The 22,469-nt window shown below is 63.8% G+C and carries 20 protein-coding genes; 5 read left to right on the top strand and 15 right to left on the bottom strand.

Annotation, left to right across the window (positions count from 1 at the left end; all coding sequences use genetic code 11):
* Positions 1-26 precede the first annotated feature (26 nt).
* On the top strand, positions 27-641 hold the full coding sequence (locus tag D0B32_RS19385) for a glutathione S-transferase N-terminal domain-containing protein (RefSeq protein WP_117335912.1): 615 nt from the start codon (positions 27-29) through the stop codon (positions 639-641).
* A gap of 19 nt (positions 642-660) precedes the next feature.
* Here D0B32_RS19385 and D0B32_RS19390 read toward each other — a convergent pair whose 3' ends face one another.
* The 4 genes from D0B32_RS19390 to D0B32_RS32970 form a co-directional block, all read right to left on the bottom strand.
* Positions 661-1,527 (bottom strand): FkbM family methyltransferase, encoded by an 867-nt coding sequence (locus D0B32_RS19390; protein ID WP_220444946.1) that lies wholly within the window; start codon positions 1,525-1,527, stop codon positions 661-663.
* Positions 1,528-1,670: 143 nt separating this feature from the next.
* Positions 1,671-3,281 (bottom strand): FMN-binding glutamate synthase family protein, encoded by a 1,611-nt coding sequence (locus D0B32_RS19395; protein WP_117335914.1) that lies wholly within the window; start codon positions 3,279-3,281, stop codon positions 1,671-1,673.
* Positions 3,282-3,519: 238 nt separating this feature from the next.
* The gene (mnmA, locus tag D0B32_RS19400) at positions 3,520-4,665 is read right to left on the bottom strand and encodes a tRNA 2-thiouridine(34) synthase MnmA (RefSeq protein ID WP_259295052.1); all 1,146 of its coding nucleotides are present in this window, start codon (positions 4,663-4,665) and stop codon (positions 3,520-3,522) included.
* Positions 4,662-5,165 (bottom strand): NUDIX hydrolase, encoded by a 504-nt coding sequence (locus tag D0B32_RS32970; protein WP_259295053.1) that lies wholly within the window; start codon positions 5,163-5,165, stop codon positions 4,662-4,664. Before D0B32_RS32970 ends, mnmA begins: the two co-directional genes overlap by 4 nt.
* Before the next feature lie 194 nt (positions 5,166-5,359).
* Between D0B32_RS32970 and D0B32_RS19410 the strand changes: the two genes are divergently transcribed.
* From D0B32_RS19410 to D0B32_RS19420, 3 genes are read left to right on the top strand one after another with little or no spacing between them, the layout of a single operon-like run.
* Positions 5,360-6,502, top strand: coding sequence for a Re/Si-specific NAD(P)(+) transhydrogenase subunit alpha (locus tag D0B32_RS19410; RefSeq protein ID WP_117335917.1), 1,143 nt, complete (start codon positions 5,360-5,362; stop codon positions 6,500-6,502).
* A 44-nt stretch (positions 6,503-6,546) separates the two neighbouring features.
* Positions 6,547-6,876, top strand: coding sequence for an NAD(P) transhydrogenase subunit alpha (locus tag D0B32_RS19415; RefSeq protein WP_117335918.1), 330 nt, complete (start codon positions 6,547-6,549; stop codon positions 6,874-6,876).
* The gene (locus tag D0B32_RS19420; protein ID WP_117335919.1) at positions 6,873-8,327 is read left to right on the top strand and encodes an NAD(P)(+) transhydrogenase (Re/Si-specific) subunit beta; all 1,455 of its coding nucleotides are present in this window, start codon (positions 6,873-6,875) and stop codon (positions 8,325-8,327) included. Before D0B32_RS19415 ends, D0B32_RS19420 begins: the two co-directional genes overlap by 4 nt.
* A 117-nt stretch (positions 8,328-8,444) precedes the next feature.
* On the opposite strand, the gene D0B32_RS19425 is transcribed toward D0B32_RS19420, so the two are convergent.
* From D0B32_RS19425 to D0B32_RS19465, 8 genes are all read right to left on the bottom strand, one after another.
* On the bottom strand, positions 8,445-9,185 hold the full coding sequence (locus tag D0B32_RS19425; protein WP_117335920.1) for a YafY family protein: 741 nt from the start codon (positions 9,183-9,185) through the stop codon (positions 8,445-8,447).
* A 124-nt stretch (positions 9,186-9,309) separates the two neighbouring features.
* Positions 9,310-9,696: a VOC family protein gene (locus tag D0B32_RS19430; RefSeq protein WP_117335921.1), complete on the bottom strand. Its 387-nt coding sequence runs from the start codon at positions 9,694-9,696 to the stop codon at positions 9,310-9,312.
* Positions 9,697-10,117: 421 nt separating this feature from the next.
* Positions 10,118-11,410: a class I SAM-dependent RNA methyltransferase gene (locus tag D0B32_RS19440; RefSeq protein WP_117335923.1), complete on the bottom strand. Its 1,293-nt coding sequence runs from the start codon at positions 11,408-11,410 to the stop codon at positions 10,118-10,120.
* A 30-nt stretch (positions 11,411-11,440) separates the two neighbouring features.
* Entirely contained in the window at positions 11,441-13,564 is a 2,124-nt protein-coding gene (locus D0B32_RS19445) for a site-specific recombinase (RefSeq protein WP_117335924.1), read from the bottom strand.
* 292 nt (positions 13,565-13,856) lie between these two features.
* The gene (locus tag D0B32_RS19450) at positions 13,857-14,690 is read right to left on the bottom strand and encodes a membrane integrity-associated transporter subunit PqiC (RefSeq protein WP_117335925.1); all 834 of its coding nucleotides are present in this window, start codon (positions 14,688-14,690) and stop codon (positions 13,857-13,859) included.
* Positions 14,687-16,342 (bottom strand): intermembrane transport protein PqiB, encoded by a 1,656-nt coding sequence (locus tag D0B32_RS19455; protein ID WP_117335926.1) that lies wholly within the window; start codon positions 16,340-16,342, stop codon positions 14,687-14,689. Before D0B32_RS19455 ends, D0B32_RS19450 begins: the two co-directional genes overlap by 4 nt.
* Positions 16,335-17,081 (bottom strand): paraquat-inducible protein A, encoded by a 747-nt coding sequence (locus D0B32_RS19460; protein WP_259295054.1) that lies wholly within the window; start codon positions 17,079-17,081, stop codon positions 16,335-16,337. The genes D0B32_RS19455 and D0B32_RS19460 overlap by 8 nt, the downstream gene beginning before the upstream one ends.
* 7 nt (positions 17,082-17,088) lie before the next feature.
* Positions 17,089-17,799: a paraquat-inducible protein A gene (locus D0B32_RS19465; protein WP_117335927.1), complete on the bottom strand. Its 711-nt coding sequence runs from the start codon at positions 17,797-17,799 to the stop codon at positions 17,089-17,091.
* A 429-nt stretch (positions 17,800-18,228) separates the two neighbouring features.
* Here D0B32_RS19465 and D0B32_RS19470 point away from each other — a divergent pair, with 429 nt between their 5' ends.
* Entirely contained in the window at positions 18,229-18,801 is a 573-nt protein-coding gene (locus D0B32_RS19470; RefSeq protein ID WP_117336299.1) for a YceI family protein, read from the top strand.
* 93 nt (positions 18,802-18,894) lie between these two features.
* Here D0B32_RS19470 and secF read toward each other — a convergent pair whose 3' ends face one another.
* From secF to yajC, 3 genes are all read right to left on the bottom strand, one after another.
* Positions 18,895-19,845 carry a protein translocase subunit SecF gene (gene secF, locus D0B32_RS19475; RefSeq protein WP_117335928.1) on the bottom strand — a complete coding sequence of 317 codons (951 nt, stop codon included), beginning with the start codon at positions 19,843-19,845 and terminating at the stop codon, positions 18,895-18,897.
* Positions 19,846-19,864: 19 nt separating this feature from the next.
* Positions 19,865-21,907: a protein translocase subunit SecD gene (secD, locus tag D0B32_RS19480; RefSeq protein ID WP_117335929.1), complete on the bottom strand. Its 2,043-nt coding sequence runs from the start codon at positions 21,905-21,907 to the stop codon at positions 19,865-19,867.
* A 136-nt stretch (positions 21,908-22,043) separates the two neighbouring features.
* Complete coding sequence (gene yajC / locus D0B32_RS19485; protein ID WP_117335930.1) at positions 22,044-22,367, bottom strand: preprotein translocase subunit YajC; 324 nt, start codon at positions 22,365-22,367, stop codon at positions 22,044-22,046.
* Positions 22,368-22,469: the final 102 nt, after the last annotated feature.

Here is a 22,469-nt window from a genome sequence, read left to right on the forward strand (position 1 = left end):
GCCCAATTTCAAAAAAGGCCACTGTGATGATGAAACTCATCGGTTCGTACGCCAGCCCGTTTGTCCGCAAGGCGCGCATCGTCTTCGCCGAAAAAAAGATCGACTACAACCTGGTGCTGGAGAACGTCTGGGCGCCGGATACGGCCATCCACACGTTCAATCCGATCGGCAAGGTGCCGTGCCTGGTGATGGACGACGGCGAGGCGGTGTTCGATTCGCGCGTGATCTGCGAGTACGTGGATACGCTGTCGCCGGTCGGCAAACTGATTCCCGCGTCGGGACGCGAGCGTGTGGAAGTGCGATGCTGGGAAGCACTCGCTGACGGCATGCTGGACGCGGCCGTGCTCATTCGTCTCGAAGGCACCCAGCGGGAGCCCGAACATCGCTCCGAAGCGTGGATCGCACGCCAGCAACACAAGGTTCACGATGGGCTCGTTGCCATGTCGCAAGGGCTTGGCAACAAACCGTGGTGCGCGGGCAACCGCTATTCGCTGGCAGATATCGCCGTGGGCTGTGCACTGGGCTACCTCGATTTCCGCACCCCCGAGCTGAACTGGCGCGAGTCGCATCCCAACCTGGACAAGCACTTCCAGAAGCTCTCGCAGCGGCAGTCGTTCATCGACACGCTGCCGTCGGACTGAGTGCGCGGCACGTACGCGACTAGCTGATCAGATCCATCAATGCGTGGGTGGCGGAATCGGTGACTTCGGTGAAGCCGCTGATGTTCAGATCGAGTTCGCGCGGCAACGCCAGCATGTTGCAGGACAGAAGCTGCCCGTAGATATTCTCGTCGCGGCCGAAAAAATTGGCGGGGTTGAAGAGCGGCGGCAAATGCCACCACAAGCGATAGTCCTTCGACCACAACCATTCGATCAGCGCCTGTGACTGGTCGAGCCGGTCGTTCTCGACATAGAGCGTAGGACGGCAGCGGGCAAGCGTCTGTTCGGCGCCTTGCAATGCGGCCAGCTCGAACCCCTCCACGTCTACCTTGATGAGACTCACGGTGTGATTGCGCAACGCGTCGTCGAGCCGCACGCAGGGCACCGGCAACGTGCCGGCGCCTGGCTCGGCGCGCATGGCGACGGCCCCGAAATTGCCCGGCGCTTCGTAGTCCGGCTGTTCGAAGTAGAGCGTGCCGATGTCGTTGCCGCACGCATAGGGCCACGCGAGCACGTTGGTGATGCCGTTGGCGGCGAGGTTCGCGCACAGGTTCTGGAAAATCACCGGCTGCGGTTCGAAGGCCACCAGCACCTGGCGCTGCTGAAGCGCCTGCCGTGCGAGCGCGATGGTATGCACGCCGATGTTGGCACCGACCTCCACGATGACACCCGGTCGCACCAGCAACTGCCGTAGCACCGCCGACTCCAGTTCACAGCACTCGCCGTATTCGATCAGCGCGCGGCCCAGATAGAAGTCGTTCGGATTGGCCATCATCCAGCCGTGGCGGCTCTGGACCAGTTGCGCGTGAGCAGAGAGCGGGAGGAGAGGTGGAAGAGGGGAAAGCGGAGCGGCGGGCGTGGTGGCCATATCTCGAGTCGAAGAGAAACAACCCCTAAATGTACGACCCGGCGTGTTCGTTGTATATGAGACGAATTCTTATGGAGTCTTATGTTTTGGTGAGAAAAACACCAAAACATAAGACCGAACAACACGAAGCGACGCCGTGAGTTTCACGTTGCCGCCAGTTCCACCTTCGGCGCAAACGTCTCGCTGCTCGCAATGGGCCACCACTTCTCGAACAGCGAGTAACGGTAGTTGCCGTTCAAGAGATCGTTCGGCTCCAGATACTTCAGCAGATCCGACATCAGGCTCACCTCATGCGACGACACGCGCCGCACGATGTGATGCGCGCGCAATTCCGCCGGATGCTTGAGGCCGGCCGCCTGAATGATTTCCTTCAGCGCGTGCAGCGTGTTGTGATGGAAATTGAACACGCGGTCCGACTTGTCCGGCACCACCAGCGCACGTTGACGCACCGGGTCCTGGGTGGCGACGCCCGTCGGACAGCGGCCGGTGTGGCAGGTCTGCGCCTGGATGCAGCCCACCGCGAACATGAAGCCGCGCGCCGCATTGACCCAGTCGGCGCCAATGGCCAGCGTCTTGGTGATGTCGAAAGCGGTGATCATCTTGCCGCTCGCGCCAATGCGAATCCGTTGCCGCAGACCGATGCCCACCAGTGTGTTGTGCACCAGCAGCAGCCCTTCCTGCAACGGCACGCCCACGTGATCGGTGAACTCCAGCGGCGCCGCGCCGGTGCCGCCCTCGGCGCCGTCCACGACGATGAAGTCGGGCAGGATGCCGGTTTCGAGCATGGCTTTGGCGATGCCGAAGAATTCCCACGGATGGCCGATACACAGCTTGAAGCCAGTCGGCTTGCCGCCTGACAGATTACGCAGGCGTTCGACGAATTCCAGCAAGCCGCGCGGCGTCGAAAACTCCGAATGCGTGGCAGGTGAAATGCAGTCGCGGCCCATCGGCACGCCGCGCGTCTCGGCGATTTCCGGCGTGATCTTCGCGGCGGGCAATACGCCGCCGTGACCGGGCTTGGCGCCTTGCGAGAGCTTCACCTCGATCATCTTCACCTGCGGTTCTTGCGCCTGCTTGGCGAACTTGTCGGCGTTGAACGAGCCGTCGTCGTTGCGGCAGCCAAAGTATCCCGAGGCGATTTCCCAGATGATGTCGCCGCCATGCTCACGGTGATATTTCGACATCGAGCCTTCACCGGTGTCGTGCGCGAAGTTGCCCTTCTTGGCGCCGAGGTTGAGCGCCATGATGGCGTTCGCCGAGAGCGAGCCGAAGCTCATGGCCGACACGTTGAAGATCGACATGCAGTAGGGCTGCGCGCGATCCGGGCCGACTACGAGGCGGAAGTCGTGGCTGTCCAGTTTGGTCGGCGCGAGCGAGTGGCTGATCCATTCGTGCGCGACCGCTTTCACGTCGAGTTCGGTGCCGTATGGGCGGCTATCCACGTCGTTCTTCGCACGCTGATAGACGATGCTGCGCTGGGCGCGCGAGAACGGCTTTTCTTCCGTGTCGTCCTCGACGAAATACTGGCGGATCTCCGGCCGGATGAACTCGAACATGAAGCGCGCGTGTCCCCAGATCGGGTAGTTGCGCAGGATCGCGTGACGCTCCTGGGTCAGATCGAACGCACCCAGCGCCACCAGCAAAACGGGGATGATGATCCAGAACCACGACAGGTGACTCGTCGCGGCCAGCGCCGCACACACGACGAGCAGCACCACCGCACACCACATGGCCAGATAGCGTCGAGAAAACATGGGGGACTCCGTTGCAGAATGCGTCTGGGCGCTGAGTTTTCTGGTTTTCTCGCAGTGGGATCGCCAGCTTCTGGCGCAGGCGGAGTCCGCTGCGAGGTCTTATGGGCGACTGCTATAGGGTGAAGATGAAACGTACTGCACTGACGCGTGGTCGTCGCGCCGCGGCAAGTCTAAAGCAGGAACGGACGGAGTGGTGAAGTTCACGACAGCGTCCGTTCAATATCCGTTGGCCGAAAGACTAGCGCGTGGTCAGCAGCGCGGCGGTTTGCGGCTGCCGCGTGGCCGGTTGTGCAGTAACCGCGCTTTCGATGATGCCGCCGCCGAGGCAAATTTCGCCATCGTAGAGCACGGCTGATTGCCCCGGTGTGACAGCCCACTGCGCGTCGTCGAAGGTCAACGCGAAATGGCCGCCGGCTTCCCCGGCCGTGCCGAAGGTGCAGGCCGCATCGGCTTGCCGGTAGCGCGTTTTCGCGCCGCAGGCAAAGCCCTCAGCCGGCGCGGAACCCGCCACCCAGCTCGTATTGCCGGCGCTCAGCGTATGGCTCAGCAGCCAGGGGTGATCGTGACCTTGCGCGACGTAGAGCGTATTCGACGGAATGTCCTTGCCCGCGACGAACCACGGCTCGCCGCTGCCTTCCTTGCTGCCGCCGAGGCCAATGCCTTTGCGCTGGCCGAAGGTATAGAACGCGAGGCCGATATGTTCGCCGACCACGGTGCCGTCCGGCGTTTTCATCGGACCCGGCTTGGTGGGCAGATAGCGGTTCAGAAAATCGCGGAACGGCCGCTCGCCTATGAAACAGATGCCGGTGGAGTCTTTTTTCTTCGCGTTCGGCAGGCCGATCTGTTCGGCGATCTCGCGCACTTTGGTCTTTGGAATCTCGCCGAGCGGAAACATCGTCTTCGACAACTGCGCCTGATTCAGGCGATGCAGGAAGTACGACTGATCCTTCGTATGATCGAACGCCTTCAGGAGTTCGAAGCGGCCGTCCACTTCACGCACGCGCGCATAGTGACCCGTGGCGATGGTTTCCGCGCCGAGCGACATGGCGTGATCGAGGAAGGCCTTGAACTTGATTTCCGCGTTGCACAGCACGTCCGGATTCGGCGTGCGGCCGGCCGAGTATTCGCGCAGGAATTCGGCGAAGACGCGGTCTTTGTATTCGGCGGCAAAATTGACGGCTTCGACGTCGATGCCGATCAGATCCGCCACGGAGACGACGTCGATCCAGTCCTGCCGTGTCGAGCAGTACTCGCCGTCGTCATCGTCTTCCCAGTTCTTCATGAACAGGCCGACCACGTCGTAACCCTGTTCCTTGAGCAGCCATGCGGTCACCGACGAATCGACGCCGCCCGACATGCCTACTACGACTTTCTGCTTGCTCATTGTGTGCCTGACTTGCTTGATCGGGTGGGCCCGACCGAATGCGTATGCACGAAGTCGAGCGGGAAACGCCGGCCTGCGAGGTAATCGTCGATACAGCGCATGACGAGCGGCGTGCGATGCCGCTCGGGGCACGCGCGCAATTCCTCGGCGCTCATCCACAGCGTGCGGACGATATCGGGATCCAGCGCGCGGCCCGCCTCGGGCTCGCCGCTGCTGCCGCAAAAGGTGAAGCGCAGGTAGGTGGCGCCGCTTGCGCTTTCAGCGCGCGCGAAATGCGCCATATAGACGCCAACCAGCGCCTCGGGCGTGAAGCGGTGCGCGCTCTCTTCGAGCGTTTCACGCGCCGCCGCTTCCACGAGCGTTTCGCCCGCTTCCAGATGGCCGGCGGGCTGATTGAGACGCAGCCCGTCGTCCGTGTGTTCCTCGACGAGCAGGAAGCGTCCGTCACGCTCGATGATGGCGGCCACCGTAACGTGTGCAGCCCAGGTTTCCGGATTCATGGGGCAGCATTTTACCGGGTATGCCGCCAGGCTGCCCGGCAGCGGTACAGAAGCCATTTCCTCCGCCGCTTGACATAGATTCCGATGCGGCCCCATGTTTCGGTTAAAGTGGCAGCGTAATCGTTGCATGAGCAGGCCGGCGTGCCTCGTCGGCAGATCTGTGGTCACAACAGGAAGTCGAGGAGGAGTCAACGATGCACATTGGAGTGCCAGCCGAGACGCGAGCACACGAAACACGCGTCGCCGCCACGCCCGAGACGGTCAAGAAATATGTCTCGCAGGGCCATCGGGTCACGATCCAGAGCGGTGCCGGCACGGGCGCCAGCTTTCCTGACGAAGCTTTCAGCGCGGCCGGCGCCGAGATTGTCGAGGCGGGCGCGGCCTTTGGCGCTGACCTCGTGCTCAAGGTCCAATCCCCCACAGAAGCCGAACTCCCGCTGCTCAAACGCGGCGCAGTGCTGGTCGGCATGCTCGATCCGTTCAATGCCGACAACGCCGCGAAACTCGCCGCCGCGGGCGTGACCGCCTTCGCACTCGAAGCCGCGCCGCGTACCACGCGCGCCCAGAGCCTCGACGTGCTGTCGTCGCAGGCCAATATTGCCGGCTACAAGGCCGTGCTGCTGGCCGCGGACCTCTATCCCCGCTTCATGCCCATGCTGATGACCGCAGCCGGCACCGTCAAGGCAGCGCGCGTGCTGATCCTCGGCGCGGGCGTGGCCGGTCTGCAGGCCATCGCGACGGCCAAGCGCCTCGGCGCCGTGATCGAGGCCTCGGACGTGCGCCCCGCCGTGAAAGAGCAGATCGAATCGCTGGGCGCCAAATTTCTCGACGTCCCCTACGAAACCGATGAGGAACGCGAAGCAGCGCAGGGCGTGGGCGGCTACGCGCGCCCCATGCCGCCGTCGTGGCTGATGCGCCAGTCCGCGCTAGTGCACGAGCGCGCCCGTCAGGCCGACGTGGTCATCTCGACCGCGCTGATTCCCGGCCGCCCCGCGCCGACCTTGATCTCCGTGGAAACCGTGCAGGCCATGAAGCCGGGTTCGGTGCTCGTGGACTTGGCGGCCGGCCGTGGCCCCGAGTACGAGGGCCGGCGCGGCGGCAATTGCCCGCTCACCGAGGCCGACAAGATCGTCACGAGAAACGGCGTGCAGATCGTGGGCTACACGAATCTGGCGTCGATGGTGGCGGCTGACGCGTCCTCGCTCTACGCGCGCAATCTGCTCGACTTCCTGAAGCTCATCGTCAGCAAGGAAGGCACGCTGAACATCGATCTTGCAGACGATATCGTGGCGGCCACCCTGCTCGCCCGTGACGGCGAAGTCACGCGCAAGGCGTAGGCGTTTCGACAAAACCAAGCGAACCACTACCTGGGAGAACGGCGATGGAAGTCATCAACCACACCGTCATCAATCTGATCATTTTTATCCTGGCAATCTACGTGGGCTACCACGTGGTCTGGAACGTCACGCCGGCGCTGCACACGCCGCTGATGGCGGTCACCAATGCCATTTCGGCCATCGTCATCGTGGGCGCGATGCTGGCCGCCGGCCTCACCATTGGCGGCGCGGGCAAGTTCTTCGGCACGCTGGCCGTGGCGCTGGCGGCGGTCAACGTGTTCGGCGGCTTCCTCGTCACGCGGCGAATGCTGGAGATGTTCAAGAAGAAAGAGCCGAAGAAGCTGGCGGCCAACAAGGAAGGGGGCGCGCAATGAGTCTGAACGTCGTTACGCTGCTTTATCTGCTCGCCTCGGTGTGCTTCATCCAGGCGCTCAAGGGACTGTCCAATCCGAAGACGGCGCGCATCGGCAACACGTTCGGCATGGCCGGGATGGCCATTGCCATTCTCACCACGATTGCGCTGATCGCCAAACAGGCGGCGGGTCTGGGCTCGAATCTCGGCTTGGGGCTCGGTCTGCTGTTCGCGGCGCTGGTGGTGGGCGGCGCGATCGGCGCATTCGTCGCGGCGCGCGTCGAGATGACCAAGATGCCCGAGCTGGTCGCGGCCATGCACTCGCTGATCGGTCTCGCGGCCGTCTGCATTGCCTACGCGGTGGTGTCGGAGCCGGCGGCCTTCGGCCTCGTGGACGTCGACAACCCGATTGTCGGCTTCCTGCCGTACGGCAACCGCATTGAACTGTTCATCGGCACCTTCGTCGGGGCGATCACGTTCTCTGGTTCGGTGATCGCCTTCGGCAAGCTCTCAGGCAAATACAAGTTCCGGCTCTTTCAGGGCGCGCCGGTCGTGTATCCGGGGCAGCATCTGATCAACCTGATGCTGGCGATCGCCATGGTCGGCTTCGGCGTGATCTTCTTCATCACGCAGGCGTGGCTGCCGTTCATCATCATGACGCTGATCGCCTTTGCGCTCGGCGTGCTGATCATCATTCCGATTGGCGGCGCGGACATGCCGGTGGTCGTGTCGATGCTCAACTCGTATTCGGGCTGGGCGGCGGCGGGCATCGGCTTCTCTCTGAACAATCCGATGCTGATCATCGCGGGGTCGCTGGTGGGTTCGTCGGGCGCGATCCTGTCGTACATCATGTGTCACGCCATGAACCGCTCGTTCTTCAATGTGCTGCTGGGCGGCTTCGGCGCGGAAGCCGGCGCGGGCGCGGCAGGCGGTGCGCAGGAGCAGCGTCCGGTCAAGTCCGGCTCGGCGGAAGATGCGTCGTTCATGCTGGGCAACGCCGAAACCGTGGTGATCGTGCCGGGTTATGGGCTGGCCGTGGCGCGCGCCCAGCACGCGCTCAAGGAACTGACGGACAAGCTGACCGAGCGCGGCATCGACGTGCGCTACGCGATTCATCCGGTGGCGGGGCGTATGCCGGGGCACATGAACGTGCTGCTGGCCGAGGCCGAGGTGTCCTACGACATGGTCTACGAGATGGAGGACATCAACAGCGAGTTCGGCCAGGTGGACGTGGTGCTGGTGCTCGGCGCGAACGACGTGGTGAATCCGGCAGCGAAGAACGATCCGAAGTCGCCGATTGCAGGCATGCCGATCATCGAGGCATACAAGGCACGCACGGTGATCGTCAACAAGCGTTCGATGGCGGCCGGTTACGCCGGGCTCGACAACGACCTGTTCTACATGGACAAGACCATGATGGTGTTCGGCGATGCCAAGAAGGTCATTGAGGATATGGTGAAGTCGGTGGAGTGACAGGCCGATTGTCTGAACGTATGTGGCCCGGGGGTGATTTTGTTTTGGGGCTGCATGCGGGCGTTGCATTCTTCCTGTGCTGGCGCGGCGGCTTCCACAGCCGCCGTGCGAACCGACTCAGCGCTGCTTCACTTCCACGTGCCGAAGATAGTCCGCGAGCCGTTTGCCTTCCGTGTCAGGAAACGGTTCCAGCACCTGTAGTTCGCGAATCTGCTCGACATCGAAATTGCGGAAGTCTCCGCGCAATTCACACCAGGCGCCGATGGTCCAGCGCGCGCCCCAATACACCAGGCCCAGTGGCCACACGCGGCGCTCCGTTTGCGCGCCGATGCGATCGCGGTAGGCAAAGCGCACCACGCGCTTGTCGTTGATCGCCAGATGCATGGCATCCACCTTCTCCGAGAAATCTTCCTTGATGTGAAACGACGGCGCGAAGATCGGCAGGCGTTCCAGTGTGGCGCGCTTGTCGGCGGCCATTGCGGACGCGATCTTCGCCAGCGCGCCGCGCGCGCCCTTGGCGAAACTCGCGCCGCCCCAGGTTTCGAGCATGCGCGCGCCGGCGGCAAGCGCGGCGAGTTCGTCTACCGTGAAGGTGAGCGGCGGCAGGCTCGCCGAGCGGCTCAGCCGGTAGCCAATGCCGGCTTCGCCTTCGATCGGCACGCCGGATAGCTGCAGGTCGCGCACATCCCGGTAGACGGTGCGTAGCGAGATATGCAGCCAGTCGGCGAGTTGTTGCGCGGTGGTCAGACGCCGCCCGCGGAGCAGTTCGGCGATCTGGAACAGGCGGTCGGCGCGGCGCGTCATTGTGGGCGTTCGGTAGAGAGGGGCGGGGAGACTCCCGCGATGATAGCGCTGCATGATTGCGCCGCGTGATGCGTGGTCTGACGGGGTGCGGCATGGTCCATCCGGACGGCCACGCGCGTGGTCGTCCGGCTAGTCAGGTGATTCGATCGGGTTGAGCGATCACCAACGTACGCGACCGTCAGCCGTTGGTGGGCGAATGCAGGCCGACGCGATTGCCTTCGGTGTCGATGATGAAACCGATAAAGCCGATCCCCTGGGGCAGTTCGACGACAGGGCCATCCACCTTGCCGCCGGCCTTTTCGACGCGTGCCAGCACGGCGTCTACGCTCGGTTGCGCGTTCAGGTAGATCAGCACGCCATCCGTAGACGGGCTGGCCTTCGTTTTCGCAACGATGCAGCCGCCCGTGGCCGGTTCGGCGTACGGGAAGATGCCCATCGGCTGGCCGCCGAAGTCTTCACGCCGCAGCGTGGTGCCGAGCGCGGTCTCGTAGAAGCGGACCGCACGTTCGAAGTCGACGGACGGAATTTCGAACCACGAAACGATATGGGAAGCGGGTGATGACATGACTCTCTCCCTTGCAAGAAGGTTGGGGTGCCCAGTTCGAGGGCGCGCCAGATGGCGTGAGAGGGAGTGTGAGGCGGGGCTACTGACAACGTTCTGTCAGTAGCCTTTGCTTTACGCTTACCGGAGCAGGATGGGTTGGAGCGGCGGAATGGCTTGCGGCGGACGAGAGGGTGGAGAAAGCAGAGAGGGCAAAGACCGCAAAGACCGCAAAGACCGCAGAGACCGCAGAGACCGCAGAGACCGCAGAGACCGCAGAGACCGCAGAGACCGCAGAGACCGCAGAGACCGCAGAGACCGCAGCAAGCAAGCGGATGACGGCGCGACGCCGCTACGCGCCGCATAGAAACGCAAACGGGGACTCGCGTCCCCGTTATCTGGCTTGCATTGCGGCACGGAAGTTCGCTGCCGCCGGCGCGTGTGCTTAGGCCGCGGGCGGCGTGTCCGGGTTGGCCGGCCGTTGCCGTACGCTGCCCGCAATCAGGTCGAAGCGGAACAGGCGGCATTCGAGCGCGCCGTTAAAGAGCGGCGTCTTGGTCGATTCGCGCAGCCGCAACTGACCCGGCAGCTTGCGGTCCGATGTGAGGATGAACGCGTGCCAGCCGGTGAAGCGCTGCTTGAGCGCGTCCCCGAGCGACTTGAAGAACTCGCTGTCCGGCGCTTCTTCCTGGGCGCGGCGGAAACTGTCGTCATCGCGGCTTTCTCGGCCCGTCTCACGAAGCTCGCCGCGCGCGTTGCGACCGCGTACTTCAATGCGCTCACCGTACGGCGGATTCGCGACGAGAATGCCTGGCTGCGACGACGGCGGCGTCATGTTGCGCGCGTCGAGCTGCTTGAGCACAAAGGCCGGCAAACCGGCCCGTTCGAAATTGGCGCGCGCCTTGATGAGCATGTCGCCCGAAATGTCGCTGCCGAAAATCTGCAGATCAGCGCGTGAACTGCGCGCCGCATGCTTCGCATCCAGCGCAGCCGCCTTCAGCGCCTGCCACGCCTTCGTGTCGTACTGCTTGAACTTCTCGAAACCGAAACGCCGCTCGGCGCCCGGCGCGATATTCAGCGCCACCTGGGCCGCTTCCGCGAGGAAGGTGCCGCTGCCGCACATCGGGTCGTACAGGGGCGTGCCGGCGGTCCAGCCGGTCAGCCGCAGAATGCCGGCCGCGAGATTTTCGCGCAGCGGTGCCGCGCCCTTGTCCAGCCGCCAGCCGCGCTTGAAAAGCGGGTCGCCGGAGGTGTCGAGATAGAGCGTGCAATCGGTGGCGGTGAGAAAAGCGAACACGCGTACATCCGGCGCGCTGGTGTCGATATTCGGACGCGCGCCGCTCACTTCGCGCAGACGGTCGCAGATCGCATCCTTGACGCGCAATGTCGTGAATTCGAGGCTGCGCAGCGGCGACTTGATCGCGGTGACGTCCACGCGCAGCGTTTCGTTGGCCGAGAACCACTGTTCCCAACGCTGCTCGACCGCCAGCTCGTAAATGTCCTGCTCGCCGCGATAGGGCCGGTGCGCGATTTTCAGCAGTACGCGGCTGGCAAGTCGGGAATGCAGATTCGCCGCCATCCCGGCAGCCCAGCCCCCGCGGAAATGCACGCCGCCCGGTACTTGTGCGCCGGGCGTGAACGGTGCGCCGTTCAGATGGCGTGCGGCAATTTCGGCGAGCTCAGCCGCGAGCGCGGCCTCGAGGCCGCGTGGGCAGGGGATGAAGAATTCGAAGGACATTGATGTTGCCGGGAGGCGTTGATTAAGGCGCTATTGTACGCGGTCAGGATGCGCGGGCTTGCTCGTAGCGCCGACCGGCCACACTAGATCCAGCGGCCGCCGGAACACCCGGCGCCAGATCGCGGCGCGCAACGGCCGCACGTCGCTGCGGCGCAGATCGCGTGAACGCACGGCCATGTAGAACGCCAGCGCGAAACTGACCGCCACGTTGAGGATGGCCATGCTGAACACGCCGGCCACCGCCCACCACAACTCCGGCAAATCCAGCGCATCCTTGCCGAGCACACCGAGCGCCACGCCGATCGACCCCGCCGAGAGCGTGACGTGCCGCACTTCGAAGGTAAAGGCGAAGGCCGTAAGAATGGCCGGTACGAGTCCAAGCATCAGACCCAGGGTGATATTGCCCACCACCCCGGCCACGTTGGAGCGGCAAAACGCGGCGAGCCGGGCGGCGCCGGCCGCACCCAGCGTCATGCGCAACCGCCGGTTGTATGTGAGTGCGTCCGCTACGCGGTGCAGTACGAACCAGTTGTCGGCCCATCCCGCGATCAGGCTGGACGACCACAGCAGCACGCCGGTGAGGGCGGCGTAAAACGGCGTGGGTCCGGCGAGGGAGAACGAATGCAGCGTGGCGTGCGCCTTCTCCGGCGAGATGATGTCCGTGTGAAACAGCGCGTGCCACAGTAACTGCACGCCCAGGCACACGGGAAACACCAGCATCACATTGCCTAACACGGCCGCCGCCTGGGTGCGGATCAGCGCGACTACGGAGTTCACGAAGCGCTGCACGCCCTCTGGGGTGCCGGTGCCATCCAGTTCGCGCGCGATGGTCGGCGCCGTCATGGCTGGCTGCTTGGTGGCGAGCGAGAAATGCAGGAAGTGCATCAGCAGAAAGCTGGCTGCGTAATTGATGCCGGCGAGCAAGCCTTCCACCATGTTATGCAGATGCGCGCCCGTAATCGCGAACTTCACGCAGACGGTGACTACGGTGACGAGTCCGCCGCCCGCCGCCATGCGCAGCATCTTCAGATACTCGGCCCGGTCACGCGCAATGTAGTGTTCGCCGGTGTCAGCGCTGTATTCGACGACCTTGCGCGCCAACAACGAGAAGTTGCTGCGCAGCAGATGCGCGACGCTCTGGCTCGCGTGATTGGCCTTCACCAGTTCGGCGGCGAGGCGCGAGCCGGCGTGCGGATCGTCGGCGGCCATCCAGGCGTCCAGCAGGTGCTCGGCGCGCTGGATCCGCATGCGCATGCGTTCCACCTGAAACACGATGTCCACGCTCACGCCGTTGCGGTACAGGTGGGCAAAGACGTTGTCCGTGGCAATGCGGCACTCGTCGAGCAGCAGGCGCAGATAGTTGACTTCGTGCAGCAGTTCGCCCGGTGCCGCGCCGGCTTCGACCGCATGATGGGCCGCTTCAACCGCGAGCATCGCACGCGTGAGGCGGTAGAACGGCTGCTTCTCCATGGCGACGCGCACGTCGGTATCGCCCAGACGGCTGCGCACCGTCTGCGAAAGCCCGGTTGAGCTGATCTGGCAGGTGAGGTTGTGCAGCGCGGCCACGAGGTCCAGCGAGAGCGCACCGGTGAGGCGCGGCTCGCTTGCCGCCACGTCGAAATCGAACAGGTCGCGGATGCGAGTCAGGAGGTCGGCGGGTAGCGCGGCGATCCACTCGGCGTCGCGTTCGGAGGTGAACATCAGCGTGAAGATCGCACCCAGATCGCGCCGGTTCGGCGCCGGCGGAATCAGCGATGACTCGAAGCGTCCGAACAGCGCGCCGAAGAACGCGGAGTGCACCGGCATGCCGGAATCGCACAGCAGCGAGATGCCGTCGCTCTCGCGCAGCAGTGCCCGCAGGATGCCGGCTACGTTGGCCTTCCACGCTGGGTTGCGGTCGAGCACCTGCAGCATGTAGCGCAGCCGGGTGTGCTCGGACAGCGAGCGCCCCTCGGCCGCTGCTGCGTCAGGTCTGACGGGTTGAGCCTGCACTGTGCCGCGGCGGCGGATCCAGTGGGCCAGCTCGATCAGCCACTCGCTGCGCTCGGCATAGGACGCGTGCTGGTCCGCCATGACGAGCAGCGCGTCGAGCTGATGGCCGCTATTGCGCGACGCGCGCCATTTTCTAACGAGGGTCTGGATGGAACGGAACATGGGCGATCAGATGGTCGTTGGCTGCGTGGGACGTCAAGAAGACTCTCAGGATCGCTAAACACAACGGTTTCGACAAGCTGGCCGGATGGCCAGGCGATGATGGAAAGGTTATTGTCCGGCGGACGCAGCGGGATGGGATCAAGCGCGGCATTCTGCCAGACTTGCGCGTCGCCGCCTTTGATTGCGGGAAACATCTGGTGAAAACGCATCCGAGCGCCCTCGGTCATCGCAGGCCGAGGGCGGGTTGGATCTACTGCAATACGAAGCGCTTGCGGCCTCGATGTGGAGCGGGTCAACCGTTGTTGTTGCTCACACGCACACTGGCGCCGCTCGCGGCGGCATTGGGCTCCGCCGAGGCCGGGCAGGGCAACGAGGCGGGCGCGACGCGTGCGGACACGCCGGACGCTTTCTTCGGCGGCGCGGCCGTATGGACTTGCGGCGCGGCCGCCATCTCCTTGATACCGGCAACGATCTGCGCGGAAATCTGCTGCACCGCCTGGCGATGCCCGTCTACCAGCGCATCGTAGCTGCCGGTCACCGGCTGATTCACCACGCTGCGGCACGTCATGACGGTTTGATTGCCAACGGCGCGTACGCTCCACACGGCATCGATCAGCGCGTGCGAGCCCGGCCACGATTCGAAGCGCTGCACGTTGACGCTCACGCGGTACACCGGCGTGCCTTCTGGATACGCCGTGCCGTATACGTCGATGGTGCCGAGTTGCTGCGTCAGATCCGTGGACAACGCGCGGCGGATTTCGTCGCCCGGCAGCGAAGCCCAGCGTTCCTGCTCGAGAATCTGCACCTGGGTCGGACCGGTTTGCACCACCAATTGATTCTTGGCGACTTGCGACGGCACATCCACGGGCGGCACTTCGATCAGCAGGTTGGGCGCCGCCATGCTGTGCGCGGTGACCGGCGCATCGGCGTTCCCCAGCGTGTAGAAGTGGCTCGCCGGCGACGAGCACGCGGCGAGTGCCAGCAGCCCCGCGCCGACAGCGAGGCAGGCTGCGGCGCGCCGCAGCCCATGCGGTGCGGGGCTGGATGCAGAGGCACGCGCAGAAGCACACACAGGCAGCAGGGCGGACGGCGAGCGGGACGGGCGGGTCGGCCGGGCAAACATCATTGTTTATCTCCTGGTTTTCCGCGCAACAGCGATTCCGGATGACGTTCCAGATAGTCCGACAGCGCATTCAAGGACTGCAACGTGCGGGTCAGTTCCTGCAACGCCTGATGGACGTCGGACTGCAGCGGCGAGTCCTGCTGCAAGGTGGCTTCGGCCGAACCGAAGGTCTGCTTGGCGGCAGCCAGCGTGTCACGGGCCTCGGGCACCACTTCGCTGTTCAGGCGCGTGAACAGTTGATCGGCGTTCTTCAGCGAACTGTTCAGGTTCGCGCCGATCTGGTCGAACGGCACCTGGTCGAGTTTCTTCGCGATGTCCGCCACCTGCAGTTGCAGTTCGTCGAGCGTGTTCGGGATGGTCGGCAGTTCGAGCGGATCGCTCGTCACGTCGACCTTGGCCGGCGGCGCTTTCGGGAACATATCGAGCGCTACGTACAACTGGCTCGTGATCAGGTTGCCGGTGCGCAACTGTCCGCGCAGGCCGTGCTGCACGAGGCGCTGCAACAGATCCTGACCGGCGGCGCTGCCCGGTTCCGGCGCCGTCTGACGGAAGCGCTTGCCGAGGCGGTCGGGGTACAGGTTCATCGTCACCGGCATGGTGAAGTTGCGGGTCTTCGGATCGTAGTCGATGCCGATGTTGGTGACCTGCCCCAGCACGATGCCACGGAAGTCCACCGGCGCGCCGATCGACAGCCCGCGCAGCGACTGGTTGAAGTTCATCACGACGCGCAGCGGCACGCCATCCGGTTCGCGCATGGCGTCGGATTCATCCGAGCCGAGTCGGAAAGTCGTGTTGTTGGCCGCCTGGGTGCCCATCGCCTGACCGGGTGGCGACTGGAACGACAGACCGCCGACCAGCACCGTGGCAAGCGACTGCGTGTTCAGCTTGAAGCCACTCGAGTCGAGCCGCAGATCGACGCCGCTCGCATGCCACCAGCGCGTGTTGACGCCGACGTACTGGTCGTACGGCGCCGCCACGAACACCTGCATGGTCACGCCGGTGCCGTCCTTGTCGAGCGAGAAGCCCACCACCTGACCGACCTGCACGCGCCGGTAGAAGATCGGCGAGCCGATGTCGATCGAGCCGAGCGAATCGCCATGCAGGGTGTAGCGGTGGCCCTTCTGGTCGCCGGTGATAGGTGGCGGCGTCTCGAGGCCGACGAAGTTGGTCGACGAGTCGGACGAATGCCCGGCGTCCACGCCGATATAGGCACCGGACAGCAGCGTGCTCAAGCCTGACACCCCGCTCGCGCCCACCCGCGGGCGCACCACCCAGAAGCGCGTGTCCTTGACGGCGAAGTTCTCGGCTTCCTTGGTCAACTGGACCTCGATCAGCACATGCGAGAGATCCTTGGAAAGCCGGATGTTCTTCACGAGGCCAATGTCGACGTCCTTGTACTTGACCTGGGTCTTGCCCTGTTCGAGCCCTTCCGCGTTGCTGAAGCTGATGGTGATGGTGGGCCCTTTCTCGGTGACCGACTTGATCACGAGCGCAATGCCGATGAGCGCCGCGATCAGCGGGATCACCCAGACCAGCGAGGGCAGCCAGTGGCTGCGCGGCTCGATCTCCGGATCGGGCAGGTTGGGCGGCAGCTTGGGTCCGTTCGAATCGTTACGCGGCGTGGGAGCAGGCGTCGGTCCTTGCGGGCTAGTCATGTTTTTGGTCCTGAGATTGTTGGGTGCCGCCTGTTGCACCGAGCGTGTCTATAGCACTTTGGGTGCCTGCATCTGCTGCACCAGCCGAACCTGATGCATCTGCCGCATCGGCTGCGGCGCGCGCACTGTCCACCGGGTCCCAGATCAGCCGCGGATCGAACTGCATGGACGCGAGCATCGTCAGGATCACGACCGAGCCGAACGCGATCGCGCCGGGCCCAGCCGTAATCACGGCGAGCGACTTGAAGCGCACCAGCGCGACGGTCAGCGTGACCACGAACACGTCGAGCATCGACCAGCGGCCAATGCGCTCGACCATCCGGTACAGCTTCATGCGCTGCATCGGGCGCCAGCGTGAGCGACGCTGCGCAGTGACGGTGAGCAGCACCAGCACGCTCAGCTTGAGCATGGGCACCATGATGCTGGCAATGAACACGATGACCGCGAGCGGCCAGTCACCCGAGGTCCAGAAGTAGACCACGCCGCTCATGATCGTGTCGTCTTCCGAGCCGAGCAGCGAGGCCGTGTGCATGACCGGCAACAGATTCGCCGGAATATACAGCAACGCTGCGGCAAGCAATAGCGCCCACGTGCGCATCAGACTGTCGGGATTGCGCCGGTGCAGCCGCGCGCCGCAGCGCGAGCAATGCTGAGGGGTGATCGACCGGATGCGCGGTTCGACGCGGCCGCACGCGTGGCAGGAGACGAGGCCAGCGCGCAACGCGGTGACGTATTTCATCGTGCGCCTATCCCTGACCCGACGTGGATGGCGGCGCGCTTGCCGTGGCTGCGCTGACTGCGACCGCCGCGCTGTCGGCTGCGGTGCGCGGCAAGGGGCGGGCGCGCCGGGCGCTCACTTCATCGGCCATATCCCACAGCGTGGCCGGGTCGAACATGACGACCACCACGAACATCAGCGTGAGCGCGCCGAAAGCAAACAGGGCAGCCTCGGGAATCACGCGCGCGAGACTCACCATTTTCACGATCGTGATCAGTACGCCGAGCATGAACACTTCGATCATGCCCCACGGGCGTACGAACTGGATGGCGCGCAGCACGGTGTTGAAACCCTTCGGCACGAAGCCGGAGCGGATCGGGATCAGCACGTACAGCAGGGCGACGAGTTCAGTGAGCGGAAACAGCGTGGTGGCGCAGAACACCATGACCGCGACGATCTGCATGTCCTCGCTCCATAACGCGACCAGCGCGCCGAACAAGGTGGTCTGGGTGGTGATGCCGTTGGCGTCCAGTTCGATGATCGGATAACCCTGCGCGATCAGGAACGTGAACAGCGCCGCCAGCGTGACCGAGCTGATGATGTCGAGCCGGCGCGTGGCGCCGCGATACAGCGTCGCGCCGCAACGCGGACAGCGCGCCACGAAACGGCGGCCGCTCAGTTTCGGCTTGGTGTACAGCGTATCGCACTCATGGCACGCAATCAGGTTGTCTAGGTCCATACGGCGGAGGGGCGAAACGGCGTGAACGGGGTGCAACGCAAGCTTGCACGGCAGGGACGGGCGAAAGCGTGGAGCAATAGTACCAAACGCGCTCCTCCGGTGGCGATTAGGCCAGCAGGCTGCACGCCTGACGGGGCCTGCCTGCGGGGCGGAAAGCCGGGTTTGTTGCGGATCGGACACTGTCCGGCCCCAATTGTTCACTGTTCCGTCGCGATTGCGGCCGGGTGCGTCCTGAAGAGTCGCCGCTGCCCATGCCGTCGCGCATCAAATCGCGCATCAAATAAAGGGATCCCGCGTGATGCCGTTAACCCGTGATCGGCCCCAGTGTTTCGATTGCACGATGCATGTCTTGAACTGGGCGCCCCGGGTAATCTCCGCCGCGTGACAGGCATGGCGTGTTTTCTGACGGAGTTCGAATTGCAGACCTTCCTGCTGTTTGCCGCGGGCGTGCTGGCAAGCGCGGTGTCGTGTGGCGCATTGGCCGCCGATACTTATCAGCTCGACCCTGCGCATACCTATCCGGCGTTCGAGGCGGATCACTTTGGCGGGCTGTCGATATGGCGCGGCAAATTTACCAAAAGCACAGGCATGGTGACGCTCGATCGAGCGGCGAGGACCGGCTCGCTCGACGTGACCATCGACCCCGCTTCGGTGGAGACCGGCAATACCAAGCTCGACGAGCATCTCGAATCCGATGCGTTTTTCGACGTCACGAAATATCCGGCCGTCACCTACCAGGGCACGGACATCAAGTTCGACGGCGACAAGCCGGTTGAGGTGATCGGCAACCTGACAATGCATGGCGTGACGAAGCCTCTGAACCTGACCATTGAATCGTTCAAGTGCATCGCGCATCCCGTGCTCAAACGGGAAGTCTGTGGCGTCGAGGCAAGCGCGCATTTCAACCGCGCGGATTACGGCATGGACTTTGGGGCGCAGTACGGATTCGACATGGATACGAAGCTGCATATCCAGGCGGAAGGGATCAAGCAGTCGCGGTGAGCGTGTGTAAAGGCTACGCCCGTAAAAGACAAAGGCCGGTTCGACTGAACCGGCCTTTGTTTTTGCAACGCTACGACCTCGGGATTGCGCGAGTTAAACCTGCGCGCCCGCGTTCGGGTCGTTCGGATCGTGACGTTCCTTCTTGTCCTTGATCAGGTCTTCGCGCTTCACGCCGAGCCACATGGCGATGGCTGCCGCAACGAACACCGACGAATAGATACCGAACAGAATACCGACCGTGAGCGCCAGCGCGAAGTAGTGCAGCGTGGGGCCGCCGAACAGGAACATCGACAGCACCATCATCTGCGTACAGCCGTGGGTGATGATGGTCCGCGACATCGTGCTCGTGATGGCGTGGTTGATGACTTCGATCACCGTCATCTTGCGTTCGCGTTTGAAGGTCTCACGAATCCGGTCGAAGATAACCACCGATTCGTTCACCGAGTAGCCCAGCACCGCCAGCACCGCAGCGAGCACCGACAGCGAGAACTCCCACTGAAAGAACGCGAAGAAGCCAAGAATGATCACCACGTCGTGCAGGTTGGCGATCACGCCCGCCACTGCGTATTTCCATTCAAAGCGGAACGACAGATAGATCACGATGCCGGCCACCACGCACGCCAGCGCGAGCAGGCCGTTGGTGACCAGTTCCTTGCCGACCTGCGGACCGACGAACTCGACACGCTGCAAGCGCACGCTCTTGTCTTCGGAGGTCAGCGCGCCCATCACCTGATCGCTCTGTTGCGCGGAAGTGAGGCCCTGCTTGACCGGCAGACGGATCAGCACGTCACGCGAGGTGCCGAAGTTCTGCACCTGAGCGTCCGGATAGCCAAGCCTGGACAGCGTGCCGCGCACCGGTTCGAGCGGTACGGCGTTCGGATACTGCACTTCGATGACCGTGCCGCCGGTGAATTCCACCGACAGATGCAGCCCGCGATGCAACAGGAAAAACACCGCCGCGATAAACGTCAGCAGCGAGATCGCGTTGAACAACAACGCGCGCTGCATGAGCGGCAAGTCTTTGCGAATGCGAAAAAATTCCATGGTCTAGTTTCTCCGGGACTCAGCGGGATGAACCCGGTTTCTGCGGCGTGTTGCCGGGCGCGTTACGGCGGCGCACCGTGGGCTTTCCGGCACGCGCCTGGGCGCTGGCCTTCGGTTTGGCAGCGACGGCGGCGACCGCCTGGGCTGTGTCCGTAGCGGCGTCATCGCTGCCGAGATACGCGGCACCCGCGCCGGCCACGGCCACGCCTTCCGGCTTCCACACCTGACCAATGGCCAGCGACTTCAGCTTCTTCTTGCCGCCGTACCAGAGGTTGACGAGGCCGCGCGAGAAGAACACCGCGGAGAACATGGAGGTCAGAATGCCGATACAGTGCACGACCGCGAAGCCGCGCACCGGCCCGGAGCCGAACGCGAGCAGCGCGAGACCGGCAATCAGCGTGGTGACGTTCGAGTCGAGAATGGTCGCCCAGGCGTGCGCGTAGCCGTTCTGGATGGCCAGTTGAGCCGGCGCGCCATTGCGCAACTCTTCACGCACGCGTTCGTTGATCAGCACGTTGGCGTCAATTGCCATACCGAGCGCGAGCGCGATAGCGGCGATACCCGGCAGCGTAAGGGTGGCCTGCAACATGGACAGCACGGCAACCAGCAGCAACAGGTTGACCGACAGACCGATCATCGAGATCACGCCGAACAGCATGTAGTAGGCGATCATGAACACGGCGATGGCGGCAAAGCCCCACACCACCGAGTGGAAGCCCTTCTTGATGTTGTCCGCGCCGAGGCTCGGGCCGATCGTACGTTCTTCGATGATGTCCATCGGTGCCGCGAGCGAACCGGCGCGCAGCAGCAGCGCGAGGTCGGCGGCGGCTTGCGGGGTCGGCTGGCCGGTAATCTGGAAGCGGTCGCCCAGTTCCGACTGGATCGTCGCGACGGTCAGCACCTGGCCCTTGCCCTTTTCGAACAGCACCATCGCCATCGGCTTGCCGATGTTGTCGCGCGACACGCTCGCCACGGCGCGGCCACCGGCCGAGTCGAGACGGATGTTGACCGACGGACGCTGATGTTCGTCGAAGCCGGCCGAGGCGTCGATGATGCGGTCGCCGGTGAAGATCACCTGCTTGCGCAGCAGCACCGGCGCCTGGTTGCCCTCGGTGAACAGTTCGTCACCCGGCGGAACCGGATCAGCCGGATTCGGATGAAGGTTGATCGGATCAGCGAGGCGCGCTTCGAGTGTTGCCGTGCGGCCAATGATGTCCTTCGCCTTCGCCGTATCCTGCACGCCCGGCAGTTCGACCACGATGCGGTCGTCGCCTTGCTGCTGGATCACCGGTTCGGCCACGCCCAGTTCGTTCACCCGGTTATGCAGGGTCTGGATGTTCTGCTTGAGGGCGGCGTCCTGCACGGTGCGCTGCACGGCCGGCGTGAAGGTGCCGACCAGCTGGAAGCCGCCGTCGGGCGCCGTCTGCGTGGCCCACTGGAGCTCGCTGACGCTGCGCGACAGTTGCCTGGACGCGGCTTCCGCCGTGTCCTTGTCCGCGAAGTTGATCACCACCGTCTGGTTGACGCGATTCACGCCGCCATCACGGATGTTGTTATCACGCAGCAGCGTGCGGGCGTCCGCCGCGTCGGAGTCGAGCTTCTTGTTCAACGCGCCGGCCATGTCGACCTGCAGCAGGAAGTGCACGCCGCCGCGCAAGTCGAGGCCGAGATACATCGGCAATGCATGCAGGGCGGTGAGCCAGCGCGGCGAGGCGCTTTGCAGGTTCAGCGCGACGATGAAGTTCGGGTCGTTCGGGTCGCTGTTCAGCGTTTTCGACAGCAGGTCCTTCACGCGCAATTGCGTGTCGGTGTCCGCAAGGCGCACGCGGATGTTCGCGTTGGTCGACGAGTTGTCGAACGTCACGTCTGACGGAGTGATCTGATTGACAGCGAGTGCGCCTTCGATTTGCGACAGCGTCGTCGCATCGAGCTTGACCGTTGCCTTGCCGCTCAACACCTGCACCGCCGGCGCTTCGCCGAAGAAATTGGGCAGCGTGTAGATGAGGCCGATGGCAAGCGCCACGACCATCACGACATATTTCCAGAGGGGGTAACGATTCATGGAGTGGTCCAACGGGAAGGTTGGCTTGGAAGCGATGCGTCCGGCGATGAGCGCGGCAGTCGAAGCGTGCCTGTGGAGATGATAGGCATGGTGGCTTCAGTTCCGCGAGGCCGCGCCGGACGCGAGAGAGCAGGCCTTATAGCGACTTGATCGTGCCCTTCGGGAGAATCGTCGTGACCGACGCCTTCTGCACGGTGATTTCCGTGCCTTCGGCGATTTCGACGCCGACATACGCGTCGCTGACCTTGGTCACCTTGCCGACGATGCCGCCGTTCGTTACCACTTCATCGCCCTTCGCCATGGCGGAGAGCATGTTGCGGTGTTCCTTCTGACGCTTCATTTGCGGGCGAATCATGATGAAGTACAGCACGCCAAACATCAGGATCAGCGGCAGAAAGCTCATCAGGCTCGATTCTGCACCGCCTGTGCCCTGAGCGAAGGCATTGGAAATGAACGACACGTTGGTCTCTCCGTTATAACGATCAAAAAAATCAGCCGATTATTCTACCACCGGCAAAGGGTGCGACGGCGCGGCAAATGGGCTTACCGATCAAGCTGTTAA

The organism is Paraburkholderia sp. DHOC27 (assembly GCF_003429005.1).
Lineage (GTDB): Bacteria > Pseudomonadota > Gammaproteobacteria > Burkholderiales > Burkholderiaceae > Paraburkholderia.